The following is a 15,065-nucleotide window of genomic DNA, read 5'->3' as shown; positions in this document are numbered from 1 at the left end:
AACCACCCGGGCGGTGGCGGATTGGTCCCCGACGTCTACTGCAAAAGCCAGGATCGCCGTGAAAAAGCCCGACCCCAGCCAGTTCCGTAATTTTATGTCCCGTTTTGCCAGTGCCGCCCGCCGAGGCGGGCTCAAGGTGAAATCGCTGTCGAGGAGGGCGGAAACAGGTGGCCGGCATGGCCGGGGCAGGCTGCCGCTGGTCCTAGGTGCGACACTCGGCATCGTGGTGCTCGGCGGTGCGGGAATTTGGATTGCCACGAAACCCGATCTTGCCGCAGCTCAGGCCGCCATGCCTACTGAGCTGGATTTTGAGGACGCAGGCGGCAATCCTCTTTATCTCGCCCATGGGGTGACCAGTGAATACGTGACGCGCGAGCGCATTCCGGTGCATCTGCAGGAGGCCGTGATCGCCCTTGAGGATCAGCGCTTTCGCGACCACGGCGGTGTCGACCTGCGCGGCATCCTCAGGGCGGGGATGCGCAACATGGTTTCGGACGGCATCGTCGAGGGCGGCAGTACGATCACCCAGCAGCTGGTCAAGATCAGCTACCTGACCCCCGAGAAATCCTACATGCGCAAGCTGCGCGAAGCCCGGCTGGCGGCGCAGATGGAAGACGCCTATACGAAGGACGAGATCCTCGAGGCCTATCTCAACCGCGTCTACATGGGTGCCGGTGCCACGGGTGTGGGAGCGGGCGCGCGGGTCTACTTCGATACTTCGGCACAGAACCTGTCGCTGGCGCAATCGGCGGCGCTTGCGGCGATCATCAGGGCGCCCTCCGAGATCAACCCGTTCAGGGCCCCTGACGCGCTGCGCGACCGAGCGGCGCTGGTGCTGGGCCTTATGGAGGATCAGGGCCGCATCGACGCCACTGCGGCCAACGCCGCCCGTATCGAACTTGCCACCATGTCGCCGCAGCGTGGCCGGGCGCCCTATGGCGGCTGGTTTGCCGACTGGGTGAAAGGGCAGGCGGACGCGGTGACCGCGACGCTTGATGGTGCGGTGACGCTGCGCACGACGCTCGATCCCGGCCTGCAGGTTGCTGCCGAAAATGCTGTGGCGTCCGTGCTGGGCGACCGCGCCCATGAGGCGGCGCTCGTGGCGCTGCGCAGCGATGGCTCGGTTGCGGCCATGGTCGGCGGGCGTGACTACGCGCAAAGCGAATTCAACCGCGCCACCGATGCCCTGCGCGCGCCGGGGTCGACCTTCAAGACCTTCGTCTACCTCACGGCCCTGCAACGGGGCATGCGGCCCGAGGATGCAATTTCCGACAGACCGGTGGACATCAACGGCTACGCTCCGCAGAATTTCGACGGTAAATTCCATGGCGACGTTGCGATGGCAGTGGCCTTTGTGAAGTCGATGAATGCGGCCACGGTCCAGCTGGCTCGGACCTTGGGGATCGATGCCGTGGCCGAGACTGCCCGCGCCTTGGGGATCGAGGCTGATCTGAGCGAGACGCCCGCGCTGGCACTGGGGGCTTCCGGGGTGACGCTGCTCGACATGACCGAAGCCTACGCTGCCATTGCCACCGGGCGTGCGCCAGTTCTGGCGAGGGGGCTTGCAGGGGTGTCTGGGCGCGACATGGAGTTCCACCCATTCAAGTGGGGCGATCCGGAACCCGAGGGCCGTGCTGCGCAATTGCTGCAGCATCGCGGCACGATGACTGGCATGCTGCGCGCCGTTGTCACCCATGGTACCGGACAGGCCGCCGGCGCCGTGCCCGGCGCTGTGGGCAAGACCGGCACCAGCCAGGATTACCGTGACGCGCTGTTCATCGGTTGGGCAGGGGACCTCGTCGTCGGTGTCTGGGTCGGCAATGACGATAACAGCCCCATGGACGAGGTGACCGGCGGCTCGCTGCCCGCCGAGATCTTCTCGGCCTTCTTCCAAGGTGCGCCGGACCCGGCCTCCAACGGCACTGCCGGGCCCGAGGACACCGCGCCCGAGGTCGTCGCATCGGACATGCCGAGCCCGCAAGCGCGCCCCGAAACCCTTTCTGATCTCCCCGAACCTGCAAAGACCGTTACGGCCCCGGCGCCACGCCCCTCGGCGGGCGGTGGCGGTGGCAGCGCGGTCGAGGCGTTGCTGGGCCGCGCACTTAACGTTCAGCGGGTGTCTGCCCGAGACCTGGTGAACGCCCTGCAGCGGGACGCGTCCGGCGGCCGCGCCCGCGCGTCGGGCAATTGCAACGTTTCTGCCTGTGAACGTGCCTATCGCTCCTTCCGTGCCTCGGACTGCACCTTCCAGCCTTATGGCAACCGCCCGCGCGAGCTTTGTACCCGCTGAAATAGAAGCGAGTCGGCACGGCACTGTGCGGTTTTCCGCACAGTGCCTCGGGAGGAGCGTGCGGGATCTCGCACACGCTGCGATGTAGCATTCCGCCAAGCGGCTCGCATTCACGGGTCAAGATGCTGATATATAATCTATAATTCTATAGACACACAAACCTGTCACAGACGCTTGATGCGTCTGGCGCATGGCTGTCATGTCATTGGTGAAGGGTCGGCAGAGGAGCAGGCCCTCGTTCTCATCACTTTCGGGAGGATACCGATGAAGAAGACGCTCATGACCGCCGTGGCCGCGATGGCTCTTACTGCGGGCGCTTCGGGCGCGATGGCAGCCTGCGACGATGGCGAGATGGTCATCAAGTTCAGCCACGTGACCAACACCGACAAGCACCCCAAGGGCATCGCTGCGACACTTCTGCAAGAGCGCGTCAACGCCGAGATGGACGGCGTGGCCTGCATGGAGGTCTACCCGAACTCCACGCTCTACAACGACGACCAGGTCCTCGAGGCGATGCTGAACGGCGACGTCCAGATGGCCGCGCCCTCGCTGTCGAAGTTCGAGCAATTCACCAAGGTGTTCCGGATCTTCGACCTGCCGTTCATGTTCGTGAACATGGAAGCGGTCGACCAGTTCCAGAACTCCGAAACCGGCCAGGCGATGAAGGAATCCATGGTGCGCCGCGGCCTTCTCGGCCTTGATTTCTGGCACAACGGCCTGACCCAGTTCTCGGCCAACAAGCCGCTGATCTCGCCCGAGGATGCCAAGGGTCTCAAGTTCCGCGTCCAGCCCTCCGAAGTGCTCAAGGCGAACATGGAGCAGCTTGGCGCCAGCCCGCAGCCCATGGCCTTCTCGGAAGTCTATGGCGCGCTTCAGACCGGCGTTGTCGACGGTCAGGACAACACCTGGTCGAACATCTACGGCCAGAAGTTCTTCGAAGTGCAGGACGGCATCACCGAGACCAACCACGGTTTGCTCGACTACATGGTCGTGACCTCGGCCGACTGGTGGGACAGCCTCGACGAGGACGTGCGCACTCAGCTCGAGACCATCGTGCACGAAGTGACCGCCGAGCGGAACGCGGCAATCGCCGAGGTCGACGCGGACAACCGCCAGGCCATTCTCGATGCCGGTGGCACCATCCGCGAGCTGACCCCGGAGCAGCGCGAAGCCTGGGTTGATGCGCTCAAGCCGGTCTGGGAGAAGTTCACCGACGACGTCGGCCAGGAAAACATCGACGCCGCACAGGCGATCAACGCAGAGGTTCAGGGCTGATTCAGGCCTGAGCATTAGGGTCCGGCCCCCGATCTCCTCCTCCCGGAGGGGCCGGACCCGCCAAGAACTTTCCGAAAAAATCTGTAACCCGGGGGGTGAACCCCGATGCGCATGGGGGACGGGATGTCCAGTCAGTCTCATGGCCAGTCAGCTTTTGGCCGCTTCGTCAACGAGCTCGAGGAAACCGTCATCGCGGTGATCCTCGGGCTCATGACGCTTATCACTTTCGTCAACGTGGTGCTGCGCTACGGCTTCAACACGGGCTTCATCTGGGGGCTCGAGGCGGTGTCGATCCTGTTCGCGTGGCTGGTGCTGTTCGGCATCTCCTACGCGGTGAAGGTGACGGCGCACCTTGGGGTCGATGCAGTGACCAATCTCGTGCCCACTCCGGTGCGGCGCATGCTGGCCATCATCGCCGCGCTGCTGTGCATCGTTTATGCCGGCCTGCTGTTCAAGGGCGCCTGGGACTACTGGGCCAACTTCGCCAACCTGCCGCAGACCACGGGGCGCTGGTTCCCCACCGGCTTTGAAGAGATGTCCCGCACGTCCTACCGGTCATGGTACGAGGTCGTCGACATTCCCATGCCCGAGTGGCTGCGCTTCATCGAGCCCATTATCAATTTCGGTGACGCCTACGAGAAGCTGCCGCGCTTCATCCCCTATGTCATCCTGCCTTTTGGTGCCTTCCTGCTTTTCGTCCGCTTCATTCAGGCGGGCTGGGCCATCTGGACCGGCAAGCAGAGCAGCCTGATCGTTTCCCACGAAGCTGAAGACGCCGTCGATGACGTGGCGCACATGAACCGCGAGGACTGAGACCGTGGACGTATTTCTTCTTTTCATCTTCGTCATCGGCCTGATGCTGATCGGCGTGCCGATCGCGGTGTCGCTGGGCTTGTCGTCCATTGTCTTCCTGCTGGTGCTGTCGGACACCTCGCTGGCCTCGGTTGCGCAAAGTTTCTTCCAGGCGATGGCCGGGCATTACACGCTGCTGGCGATCCCGTTCTTCATTCTTGCCTCGTCCTTCATGTCGACGGGCGGCGTGGCGCGGCGGATCATCCGCTTCTCCATCGCCCTCGTGGGCCACATGCATGGCGGCCTCGCCATCGCGGGTGTCTTCGCCTGCATGCTCTTCGCGGCGCTTTCGGGTTCGTCACCGGCGACCGTGGTGGCCATCGGCTCCATCGTGATCGCGGGCATGCGCTCGGTCGGCTACACCAAGGATTTCGCGGCGGGTGTGATCGCCAACGCAGGTACGCTCGGCATTCTGATCCCGCCGTCGATCGTGATGGTGGTCTATGCCTCGGCCACCGACGTGTCCGTGGGTCGGATGTTCCTGGCGGGCGTCATCCCGGGCCTGCTGGCCGGCACCATGCTGATGATCACCATCTATGTGATCGCGCGGATCAAGAAGCTGCCCAAGGGCGAATGGAAAGGCTGGGGAGAGGCGTTCGCGGCAGGTCGTGACGCGCTCTGGGGGCTGATGCTGATCGTCATCATCCTTGGCGGCATCTACGGCGGCATCTTCACCCCGACCGAGGCGGCAGCGGTGGCGGCGGTCTACGCCTTCCTCATTGCCAACTTCGTCTACTGCGACATGGGGCCGCTCGCGGGCCGGAACGGCGCGCCGAACCTGCCGCTGTGGCGCAAGCCCATCGCGCTGGTCACCGCCTTCTTCCACCGTGATACCCGTGATACGCTGTTCGACGCGGGCAAGCTGACCATCACGCTGATGTTCATTATCGCCAACGCGCTGATCCTCAAGCACGTGCTCACCGACGAGCAGATCCCACAGCAGATCGCGGCGGCCATGCTCGACGCCGGCCTCGGCCCGATCATGTTCCTGGTGATCGTCAACGTGATCCTGCTGATCGGTGGCCAGTTCATGGAGCCGTCGGGCCTTCTGGTGATCGTCGCTCCGCTGGTGTTCCCCATCGCAATCGAGCTCGGCATCGACCCGATCCACCTTGGCATCATCATGGTGGTGAACATGGAAATCGGGATGATCACTCCGCCCGTGGGCCTGAACCTCTTCGTGACCTCCGGGGTTGCGGGGATGCCGATGATGTCGGTGGTGCGCGCGGCGCTGCCCTTCCTCGCGGTGCTGTTCGTGTTCCTCATCATGGTGACCTATATCCCGTGGCTGTCGACCTGGTTGCCGACAACATTCATGGGCCCTGAGATCATCACCAACTGATCCCTCGGCACAGGCAAACAATGGGCGGCGTCCGGGAAACCGGGCGCCGCTTTGCGTTGGGGGAGCACGGCGGGCAGGGACGCTTCGCAAGGATCGGCAGGCCGGCCTCAGTCGATACGGATGAGATGCGCCTGACCGCTGGACGGCTTGAGGACTGTGAATTTGCACGCCACCTTCGAGGCACCGGTGGCCATGCCCCGGATCAAGAAGATTGGGATGACGGAGACCCCGGAAGCACCCCTGGCCGAGGGCTCGAAGAGGCTTTCAGTGTGGCTGGCATCCTCGGGGTCGATCACCCGAACGTCGCCAAATACGTGGTCGCTGGTCGGCTCGTCGACGGTCCATACGCCGCCAAGGGCACTGGCGCCGTCATCGGCGTTCCACGATAGGTGGATGCTGTCGTTGCGCGGATCGCCATAAAGCTCTCCACCGTGGCCGCTCAGCACGTTATCGCTATTAGATGCTTGGCCAATGACATGTATAGCGGAGCGGAAAGGTTGTCATTGCCTTCATCGGAGCTGGAACTGATTTCATTCAGGCGCCGAAGTGGATCCGCATCGTCTGCTCAAGCGGTCATGCGATCATCGCCGGCGTTGTCGAAGAAAATCTGTGTAAACGCCGTCGAGCTTATCGTTCGCTCTGCGTCGCTGCCGTCAGCTTCCGCCGCAAGAAAGCCGCCGCCGAGGATAAGAAGCCCCGTGTCGGGGCAGGCTAGGGCGTCCACCACATCCCAGAGAGCGAAGCTGTCGTCGCCAGCCCCAAGACGGATCACCGAAAGCGTGCCGTCAAGCAGGCCGCATGTTTCTGGCAGAAGGTCGCTGTCACTGGACAGCGCAGTGTCTACATCGTCTCCGACAAGTCCGTTCGAGCCGTCCATCATGTCAAAGATAGTAAGCCCTTCGAAGATGTGCTCACCACCGTCCTGCGGTATCCCTTCTTTGGGGGCCGAGTGGGCGCTAACGTCCTCATCGATGTCCTGAGCTGTTGCCTGCGATCAGTGCCGAAGCGGCAACGTCAGTGAGACGTAGGTGAAACAAGATCATTCGTGACTTTCGGAATAACCTTACTGGATGAGAGCGCAGGCACGGACAATCGGGGCAATGAGAGACCCCGGAGTTCCAGGGTTGCGGCAGGGCAGCATATGCCGCCCTGCAATCCTTCGTCCGTGTTACGGGCGAGCGCTTAGCCTGCAGCGTTGAGCGCTTCGATGATCGGTACGAAATCCGACGCCTTCAGCGACGCGCCGCCTACAAGGGCGCCGTCGACGTTGGACACCGCAAATATCTCGGTCGCGTTGCCCGGCTTGACCGAACCGCCGTAGAGCAGGCGGACCGACCGGCCTACGCCTTCGCCAAAGCGCTTTTCGAGGCGGGCACGCATGAAGTCATGCACCTCGCCGATCTGGTCGGTGGTGGGCACCTTGCCGGTGCCGATAGCCCAGATCGGCTCGTAGGCGACCACCAGGTTGTGGCCGGTGGCGCCATCGGGGATTGAGCCCGCCAGCTGACCGCCGATGATGTCGAGGGTGTTCTGGGCGTCCCGCTGCGCTTCGCTTTCACCAACACAGAGCACGACCTTGAGACCGGCCTCCCAGGCGGCTTTGCACTTGGCCCGCACCTCGTCGTCGTGTTCGTCGTGATCGGTGCGACGTTCGGAATGGCCGAGGATCACGTAGGTGGCACCCGCATCGGCCAGCATCTCGGCCGAGATGTCACCGGTATGGGCACCGGAGGCGGCTGCATGGCAATCCTGCCCGCCAATGGCGATGGAGCCATCTCGGGACGCGGCGCTTGCCACCAGCGTGGCGGGGGGGCAAATCAGAACCTCGGCCGCACCGGAGGCGGCGGTTTCCATTTCGCTGAGCTGATCGAGGCCAGCCGAAAGGCCGTTCATCTTCCAGTTGCCTGCGGCAAGTTTGGTGCGCATGTCGTCTCCTTGATGGCGTTTCAAGGAAGAATGGTGGCCAAGCCCCCGAGGTCAAGCAAGAAGGGGCCGCAGTGCGGCCCCCGGGAACAGGTTTGCGCTATCAGGTTGGCGCGTGGCGATCAGCTCGCGCCGCGCTCCGCCTGAAGCTCTTCCACGTCCTTGAACTTGATCGATTCGCCACAGCCGCAGGCGTCCGAGACGTTGGGGTTGTTGAAGTGGAACCCCGACTCGAGCAGCGATGAGCGGTAATCGATTTCGGTGCCGAACAGGAACATCTGCGCCATGGGCGCGATGAGAACGCGGGCGCCGTCCTGTTCAACCACTTCGTCGTTGCCTTCTGCGGCGTCGACGAACTCCATGGTATACTCCATGCCCGCGCAGCCGCCTTTCTTAACGCCGATGCGAAGCCCGGCGCGATTGTCGCGGTCCATCAGGCGGCGCACCTGCGCCACCGCTGCGGGGGTCATGGTAACGGCCTGTTTGCCGGGAATGCCGAACATGCGGATGCCTCCTTGGTCAGGGAACAAACCTAAGTGTTTTGCGGCCCGGAAACAAGCGGGGGGCATGCGTTGCCGCATGCATCCCCCTGCGGCCGCGCAGGTCGGGCGCCATCGGGCGGCGCGCCTTGTCAGGTCGCGCTGGCCGGAGCGCTTTCGGGGAAGTAGGAATGTGCGTCGCTGTTCAGTTCACGCGCGGCGACCAGAAGCCGCTCGCGAGCTTCGGTGGCAAGACCCCAAGCCACGTTGGGATCGGGGCAGGGCACCAGGAACAGAACCGTCTGTCCCAGCGCATCATGCCCAGTGACGAAGACGCCGCGCATCTCGGGACGGTCGGCGATACCCTCTATCTCGTCGAGGATCTCGTGGTAGCGGCGGCGCAGCGGTTCTATGTCGGCAGCATGGGAGAGGCGCAGATAGATCTCCTGTTGCTGGAATGGGTCTTGCATGGTCCAGTTCTCGAACGGTTCGGCAACGAAATCCACCACTGGCACGATAAGGCGCACGCCGGTCCAGATACGCAGTTGCACAAAGGTGAAATGGATACGCTCGACCGAGCAGAAGTTGCCACGGAACACCACCTTGTCACCGATCCGCGCCGACTGGTTCAGCGCTATCTGCAGTGAGGCCATGATGTTTGTGAGCACGTTGCGCCCGGCGTAGGCAAGGATAATGGTCGCCGTGCCGGCCGAAGCCAGCAGCGAGATCCCCAGCGAACGCATGACACTGGCTTCGTTGATGGTGATCCCGGCACCCACGAGGATCACGATGACGATGGCTGCTCGACGCGCGGCCGAAATGCGGGTGGCAACGTTGCGGCGCTGCTCCATACCGTCGCCCATTTCCGCCAGCTGGTCGCTTTCGAAGTTCACCAGGCGGGACAGGACCACATCGGCGAGGTTCACGATGAACCAGAGGGTCGCGCCCACCAGCCCGAGAATCACCAGAGGGGAGATGATCGTGTCGATTCGCCCCGAGAACACAAAGACATGCCGCGTCAGAAGCGCCATCGACACCGATACGATGGCAAGGGTGACGGGCGCCCGAAGCGCGACGATCCACGATGTGGGTGCATCGCGGTGGGTCCGGCCAAGACCGCGCGACATCAGCTGATTGGCAGCATACCCAATACCCGCCGTGAGCAAAACCACCAGCGGGAAGGCCACAACCTCCCACCAGCGCAGACCCCAGAAAGCCTTGCTGCGCATCTCGTCCGGCAACATCAGTTCCAGTTCCGTTGGCCCGTATGCCTCGGCAAGGGCGGGCAGGGCGCTGACCGTCTGTTTCGAGACGACCCAGACCGGCTCCCCGAAGGCGGGTTTGACGCGGTTGATGCGGATCGGGATGGGGCGGTTGCCGAGCTTTACATACCACAGCAGCAACGACCGGCGCGGCTGCCCTGCCATGGGGGAATCGGTTGTTTGTGCATCGACGCCATCGGGACGGTCGTGCAGATCGTACCAGTCGATCATGATCTTGCGATCCAGCAGCGTAGCGAACTGTTCGGCGCGCTCCGGGCCGACACTCGCCTGCTCGTCATCGGGGATGGATGACAGGTCAAGCATGTGGGCCGCGCCTGCCCAGTCCTCGGCATCGGCGCGGAACATGAAGCTTTCGAGGCTCGAGCGGGGGGTGCTGCGGTCAATGTTGTCCGGGGCATCGCCCAGACCGCGGTTTACGAAGTTCTCTTCGTACCAGCGATCAAGCTGCGAATTTTCCTGGGCCTGGACGGGAAGGAACAGCAGAAAAACTGCTGAAACGAAGGTCACGAGAAAGTTGAGCCGGTAAATCATCGTTCACAAACAAGACAAGCGGCGGAAGGTTCCGCCGCTTGATAACGTTTTTCTCTGCGATGCAGCGCAGGGTGTTGCGAAACTTACATGAAGCCGAGCTCAAGCCTGGCTTCGTCGGACATCATGTCCATGCCCCAAGGCGGATCGAAGACCATGTCCACGTCCACGTCCTTGATACCGGGCACGGCGCTCACGGCGTCCTGAACCCAACCGGGCATTTCGCCAGCGACGGGGCAGCCCGGCGCGGTTAGTGTCATCGTCACCTTGACCAGGGACTGGTCGTCGATGTCGATAGTGTAGATCAGGCCCAGATCATAGATATTGACCGGGATCTCTGGATCGTAAACCGAACGGCAGGCTTCGACGACCCCGTCGTAAAGCGGATGTCCGGTGCTGGAGGGCGCAATCAGCGGCTCGCCTTCGAGCGGTGCATCATCCATGACCAGTCCTTTGGCTGTGTGTTTCCTGAGGGATTATATAGGGAATGCGCGTCCCACGGTAAACCCCGGCCCTGCAAGATGCCATGGGGTCGGGCGCCATGATCACGACGGCTCGGTGGCCCGTTCGCAATTGGCATCGAGCCAGTCCCGCACGTCGGCCAGTCGTCCGCGCGCCACCGGCAGCGGCGCATGGCCTTCAAGTTTGAGGACCGGCTTGCCGGCCTCCCGTGCCACCTCCTGCACCACATGCCGCGCCACCCAGAAAGACCGGTGCGGCTGGATGCCGTCATCGGGGCCGACCTGTGCAAGAATGTCAGACAGGCGGGCCCGATAGGTCAGGGGACCATCGCTGGTGTGCAGGATCACGTGATGCTCCTGCGCTTCGATGAGAGAGATATCATCAAGCGCAATCGATTGGCCTCCGACGTGAATCAGGCGCTTTTCCTGAGTGCCAGGCTCATCGTGCGTTTTGGTCTGGGGCATGACGGCGCGGTTAATGGGGAAGATCCACTTTGCGGCGCGGTCGAAAGCACTGGCATGTGTGGTCTCGAACGGATCGGCCTGTGGGATGACGGTCGCGGCGGCCTGCGGACCGGTTGCAGGCGCCTGATCAGCTGCCGGCGGCGGGGTCTTCGCACCAAGTCTGGGATCTTCTGCCCTGAGGCGAGGCAGCACGAAGCGCATGAACAGCGCCTCGAAGAGAATGGTCGTCGCGGCGATAAAGCCAAGCCGCCGGTTGAGCCCCTTGGACACGTCTTCCGGCAGTATCATGTCGAGCGCAGCCCCAAGCGCCGCGAGCACCGGCACGAGGGCCGCTGCGCTGAGCAGGGGGAAGTAGAGCCCCGGTTCCGGGAAGTGCTGGCGAATTACCGCAAGGCCGAGCATCAGCAGGCACTGCACGGCGAGATAGAGAACGAACGCTCCCAATGAGGCTGCAACATAGCCGAAGGGAGGCAGGACTGAGGACATGGCCGCAGGATCCGCCACCAGAAGAATCAGAAAAACGATCCCTAGGTAGCGCCATGTCAGCGGATTGCAGAACAGATCGATAAACTCCGCAGCGTTGATCCGCAGCGGTACGAAACAGACATCATAGAGTTTGAGTGGAGTGGTAAAACGATTTTTCATCATGACGCTTGGTGACTTCGAGCGATCTGGGCCAATGTCTTTGATCGAAGTCAACTTCGACCTCCTGAGCAGGGGTTCTACCGAAATTGCCTTGGTTATCAACCGCTAGTGACCTCTCTGGAGCCGCGCCAGCAACAGGAGCGCCTCGATTCTGGTCACATTGCGCATCAAAGAAGCGCTTACTTTACGGTAAATCTGTTCACTCCCTCCGCCTGGCTGAGCCATGTTGGAGCGAAACGATCGGGAGGAATTGAGGGAGCGGCGCGGTATGGGCGTGGCAAGAGCTATCTCGATTGGTGAGGCGCATGGATGCCTTGCGGCTACGCTTGAATGAGATCCGCGAGCGCGTCGCATTTGCTGGCCTTCAGCGAAGCAGGGGGCACTGCGCTTTTCGCTTCGGAGCTGATGGAGTTCGCCGGTCGGTGACCTGCGGGCGGCGCAATGCGGGCCTTTTCCGGCCAGTTGTACGCCTGTCGGCAAAGCTCTTCCTGTTCTGCGCCGCCGGTGCGCGCGGGGGGGGCTTCGCAAGATATGCCACGTTCGGTGGCACGCTCTGGAATGGACCGCAGGACGCCGGACAAGCTAATGATGTAGAACGAGAAAACAGACACGGAAAAGGTGTCTTCCCGTCCGTCGGGCAGGTTTTGCAGGGCTGAATCGAAAGATTTCAAAAAACTGCAACATTCGTCGTCGAAAGCGCTTGACGGTGTCTGACGCCCCGCTTAGAAGGCCCCCACATTCGGAGACACAACGCTCCGGAGGCAAGCGAGCGGTTGTAGCTCAGTTGGTTAGAGTACCGGCCTGTCACGCCGGGGGTCGCGGGTTCGAGCCCCGTCAACCGCGCCACTTGCCCCTGAATGTTGTGCCTTTGGAAGGAAAATGCGCGGTTGTAGCTCAGTTGGTTAGAGTACCGGCCTGTCACGCCGGGGGTCGCGGGTTCGAGCCCCGTCAACCGCGCCACTTTCTTTCTTCCGGATGATCCCATGTGTATGCGGCGCCCCTCGGGGCGCCGTTTCGCATTTGGGGAAGGCGCACCATGCGTATTTGGAAAGAGAAGACGCGCAGGGCGCGCCCGGCTACCCGATCCCGCGCCGCATGGCCTCAGCAGGGCTGCTCTGTGACGCTTGAGAACGCGCCGGACTCCCTGTAAACGGCGCCGGATCACAGACGCTTTCATCCACCCCCTTTGCCCGAACGGACCCGACCCATGAAATTTCTCGATCTTGCCAAGGTCTATCTTCGTTCCGGCAGTGGCGGGAACGGCTGCATCTCGTTCCGCCGCGAGAAATACATTGAATACGGTGGTCCCGATGGCGGGGACGGCGGCGGCGGCGGCGATGTTTGGGCCGAGGCGGTGGACGGGCTCAACACCCTGATCGACTTCCGCTACCAGCAGCATTTCTTTGCCGAGAACGGCCGCCCCGGTGCAGGTCGTCAGCGGACCGGCAGGGACGGCGAGGACATTGTCCTGCGCGTGCCCGTGGGGACCGAGATCCTCGACGAGGACGAAGAGACCGTGATCGCCGACATCACTGAGCTGGGCCAGCGCGTGCTTCTGGCCAAGGGCGGCAACGGGGGCTGGGGTAACCTGCATTTCAAGAGCGCGACCAACCAGGCGCCGCGCCGCGCCAATCCCGGCCAGGCGGGGATCGAACGGACCATCTGGCTGCGGCTGAAGCTCATTGCCGACGTGGGCCTTCTGGGCCTGCCGAACGCTGGCAAGTCCACCTTCCTTGCGGCGACGTCGAATGCACGGCCCAAGATCGCGGATTATCCCTTTACCACGCTGCACCCCAATCTCGGTGTGGTGGGCGTCGACGGGCGCGAGTTCGTCGTCGCAGACATTCCTGGCCTGATCGAGGGTGCCCATGAGGGACGCGGTCTTGGAGATCTGTTCCTTGGCCACGTCGAACGCTGCGCGGTGCTGCTGCACCTTGTCGATGGCAGTTCCGGCACATTGCTTGAGGATTACGACACCATCGTAAACGAGATCGACCAGTACGGCGCCGGCCTTGCGGACAAGCCGCGGGTTGTTGTGCTCAACAAGGTCGACACCATGGATGACGAGGAACGGACCTTCCTGCGCGAAGAGCTCGAAGAGCGCGCCGGATGCAAGGTTCTGCTGATGTCCGGTGCCAGCGGTGAGGGCACCACAGAGGTGCTGCGCGCCCTGCGGTCGCACATTGACGAGAAACGCCTGCGCGATGCCCCGCAGGACGACAGTGCATGGCGGCCCTGACCATGGCGCGCCTTTCGGATGCGCGCCGGCTGGTGGTCAAGATCGGCTCGGCCTTGCTCGTGGACAAACACAGCGGTGCCTTCCGGGGTGACTGGCTGCGCGCCATGGCCGCCGACGTGGCCCGGGTACGAGCGCGGGGCACCGACGTAATCCTCGTGTCCTCGGGGTCCATCGCGCTTGGCCGGGGGATCCTCGGCCTGCCGCGCACCACATTGCCGCTGGAGCAAAGCCAGGCCGCCGCCGCGGTCGGCCAGATCCGCCTCGCCCGGGAATGGGAAGAGGCGCTTGCACCGCATGGCATCACCACGGCGCAGGTGCTTGTCACTCTCGAGGACAGTGCCGACCGCCGCCGCTATCTCAACCAGCGTGCCACGATGGAGACCCTGCTGGGCTTCCACGCGGTGCCCATCGTCAACGAGAACGACACTATCGCCACGGACGAAATCCGCTACGGTGACAACGACCGCCTCGCGGCGCAGGTGGCGGTGACAGCGGGCGCGGACCAGCTGGTGCTGCTGTCAGACGTGGATGGCTTCTACAGCGCCAACCCGTCCGAAGACCCTGCGGCCCACCGCTACGATGTGATCCACGAGATTACTCCGCAGATCGAGGCCATGGCCGGCGACGCGGGCTCGGGTCTGTCCAAGGGCGGCATGAAGACCAAGCTTCTGGCGGCCAAGACCGCCACGGCTGCGGGATGTGCTATGGCGATCACCGAAGGTTCGGTGATGCAGCCGCTGCTGGCGCTGGAGGAAGGCGCAAACGCCACTTGGTTCACCTCGCGGCTTGATCCGCACGCGGCACGAAAACGCTGGATCGCGGCGATGAAGCCCTGCGGCACGGTGACTTTGGACGACGGCGCCTCAAAGGCATTGGCGCAGGGCAGCTCTCTGCTGCCGGTTGGTGTGACCTCCGCCACCGGGGACTTCGGACGCGGCGATCCCGTACTGCTGCGTGACGCGCGCGGCGCCAGCCTTGGGCAGGGGCTGACCCGCTACACCGCCGAAGAGGCGCGGCAGATCGCCGGTCACCAGTCGTCGCAGATCGAGGCCATCCTCGGCTATCCGGGCCGGGCCGTGCTTATCCACCGCGACGACATGGCGCTCTGAACGGGCATTTCTCCGATGGCCGGACCAGGCGTGGGCCCGGCCATCGTGCCTGACCTTCGACGCCGGGTCGTCGATCCACGCCGCGCCTGCCTGTTTCCTTTGACCTGAAAATATCCCGGGGAGCGCGAGGGGCAGCGCCCCTCGTTCCCTCATGCGTCAACAGGACCGAACCTT

General features: G+C 63.3%; 14 protein-coding genes and 2 tRNA genes. 8 read left to right on the top strand and 8 right to left on the bottom strand.

Going from position 1 to position 15,065, the window contains the following annotated elements; translation table 11 throughout:
• Window positions 1–58 precede the first annotated feature (58 nt).
• The 4 genes from IEX41_RS12670 to IEX41_RS12655 all read left to right on the top strand — a co-directional run bounded on the left by IEX41_RS12670 (window position 59) and on the right by IEX41_RS12655 (window position 5,759).
• The gene (locus IEX41_RS12670) at window positions 59–2,290 is read left to right on the top strand and encodes a transglycosylase domain-containing protein (protein WP_188790623.1); all 2,232 of its coding nucleotides are present in this window, start codon (window positions 59–61) and stop codon (window positions 2,288–2,290) included.
• Window positions 2,291–2,554: 264 nt separating this feature from the next.
• Window positions 2,555–3,565 carry a DctP family TRAP transporter solute-binding subunit gene (locus tag IEX41_RS12665; RefSeq protein ID WP_188790622.1) on the top strand — a complete coding sequence of 337 codons (1,011 nt, stop codon included), beginning with the start codon at window positions 2,555–2,557 and terminating at the stop codon, window positions 3,563–3,565.
• A gap of 123 nt (window positions 3,566–3,688) precedes the next feature.
• Window positions 3,689–4,378 carry a TRAP transporter small permease gene (locus tag IEX41_RS12660; RefSeq protein WP_188790621.1) on the top strand — a complete coding sequence of 230 codons (690 nt, stop codon included), beginning with the start codon at window positions 3,689–3,691 and terminating at the stop codon, window positions 4,376–4,378.
• Between the two features lie 4 nt (window positions 4,379–4,382).
• Window positions 4,383–5,759: a TRAP transporter large permease gene (locus IEX41_RS12655; protein WP_188790620.1), complete on the top strand. Its 1,377-nt coding sequence runs from the start codon at window positions 4,383–4,385 to the stop codon at window positions 5,757–5,759.
• Window positions 5,760–5,866: 107 nt separating this feature from the next.
• Here the strand turns inward: IEX41_RS12655 and IEX41_RS12650 are convergent, their stop codons facing one another.
• The 8 genes from IEX41_RS12650 to IEX41_RS12615 all read right to left on the bottom strand — a co-directional run bounded on the left by IEX41_RS12650 (window position 5,867) and on the right by IEX41_RS12615 (window position 12,214).
• On the bottom strand, window positions 5,867–6,205 hold the full coding sequence (locus IEX41_RS12650; protein ID WP_188790619.1) for a hypothetical protein: 339 nt from the start codon (window positions 6,203–6,205) through the stop codon (window positions 5,867–5,869).
• Window positions 6,206–6,324: 119 nt separating this feature from the next.
• A complete protein-coding gene (locus IEX41_RS12645; protein ID WP_188790618.1) occupies window positions 6,325–6,639 on the bottom strand; it encodes a hypothetical protein in 315 nt (104 codons plus the stop codon).
• A gap of 302 nt (window positions 6,640–6,941) precedes the next feature.
• On the bottom strand, window positions 6,942–7,685 hold the full coding sequence (gene tpiA / locus IEX41_RS12640) for a triose-phosphate isomerase (RefSeq protein ID WP_188790617.1): 744 nt from the start codon (window positions 7,683–7,685) through the stop codon (window positions 6,942–6,944).
• A 119-nt stretch (window positions 7,686–7,804) separates the two neighbouring features.
• Window positions 7,805–8,185, bottom strand: coding sequence for a HesB/IscA family protein (locus tag IEX41_RS12635; RefSeq protein WP_188790616.1), 381 nt, complete (start codon window positions 8,183–8,185; stop codon window positions 7,805–7,807).
• Window positions 8,186–8,313: 128 nt separating this feature from the next.
• Window positions 8,314–9,975, bottom strand: coding sequence for a mechanosensitive ion channel family protein (locus tag IEX41_RS12630; protein WP_188790615.1), 1,662 nt, complete (start codon window positions 9,973–9,975; stop codon window positions 8,314–8,316).
• Window positions 9,976–10,058: 83 nt separating this feature from the next.
• Window positions 10,059–10,415 (bottom strand): SUF system Fe-S cluster assembly protein, encoded by a 357-nt coding sequence (locus tag IEX41_RS12625; protein ID WP_188790614.1) that lies wholly within the window; start codon window positions 10,413–10,415, stop codon window positions 10,059–10,061.
• A gap of 102 nt (window positions 10,416–10,517) precedes the next feature.
• The gene (locus tag IEX41_RS12620) at window positions 10,518–11,597 is read right to left on the bottom strand and encodes a LytTR family DNA-binding domain-containing protein (RefSeq protein WP_188790613.1); all 1,080 of its coding nucleotides are present in this window, start codon (window positions 11,595–11,597) and stop codon (window positions 10,518–10,520) included.
• Between the two features lie 266 nt (window positions 11,598–11,863).
• Window positions 11,864–12,214 (bottom strand): hypothetical protein, encoded by a 351-nt coding sequence (locus IEX41_RS12615; protein WP_188790612.1) that lies wholly within the window; start codon window positions 12,212–12,214, stop codon window positions 11,864–11,866.
• A gap of 98 nt (window positions 12,215–12,312) precedes the next feature.
• On the opposite strand from IEX41_RS12615, the gene IEX41_RS12610 reads away from it, so the two are divergent.
• The 4 genes from IEX41_RS12610 to proB all read left to right on the top strand — a co-directional run bounded on the left by IEX41_RS12610 (window position 12,313) and on the right by proB (window position 14,891).
• Window positions 12,313–12,389: transfer RNA gene (locus tag IEX41_RS12610), tRNA-Asp, on the top strand.
• Window positions 12,390–12,426: 37 nt separating this feature from the next.
• Window positions 12,427–12,503: transfer RNA gene (locus tag IEX41_RS12605), tRNA-Asp, on the top strand.
• Between the two features lie 247 nt (window positions 12,504–12,750).
• The gene (gene obgE / locus IEX41_RS12600) at window positions 12,751–13,782 is read left to right on the top strand and encodes a GTPase ObgE (RefSeq protein WP_188790611.1); all 1,032 of its coding nucleotides are present in this window, start codon (window positions 12,751–12,753) and stop codon (window positions 13,780–13,782) included.
• 2 nt (window positions 13,783–13,784) lie between these two features.
• Window positions 13,785–14,891: a glutamate 5-kinase gene (proB, locus tag IEX41_RS12595; protein ID WP_188790917.1), complete on the top strand. Its 1,107-nt coding sequence runs from the start codon at window positions 13,785–13,787 to the stop codon at window positions 14,889–14,891.
• Window positions 14,892–15,065: the final 174 nt, after the last annotated feature.

The sequence above is a fragment of the Salipiger pallidus genome, from assembly GCF_014643635.1.
Lineage (GTDB): Bacteria > Pseudomonadota > Alphaproteobacteria > Rhodobacterales > Rhodobacteraceae > Salipiger > Salipiger pallidus.
Note: the sequence above shows the minus strand (reverse complement) of the source record. Positions and strands in the feature narration are given on the sequence as shown.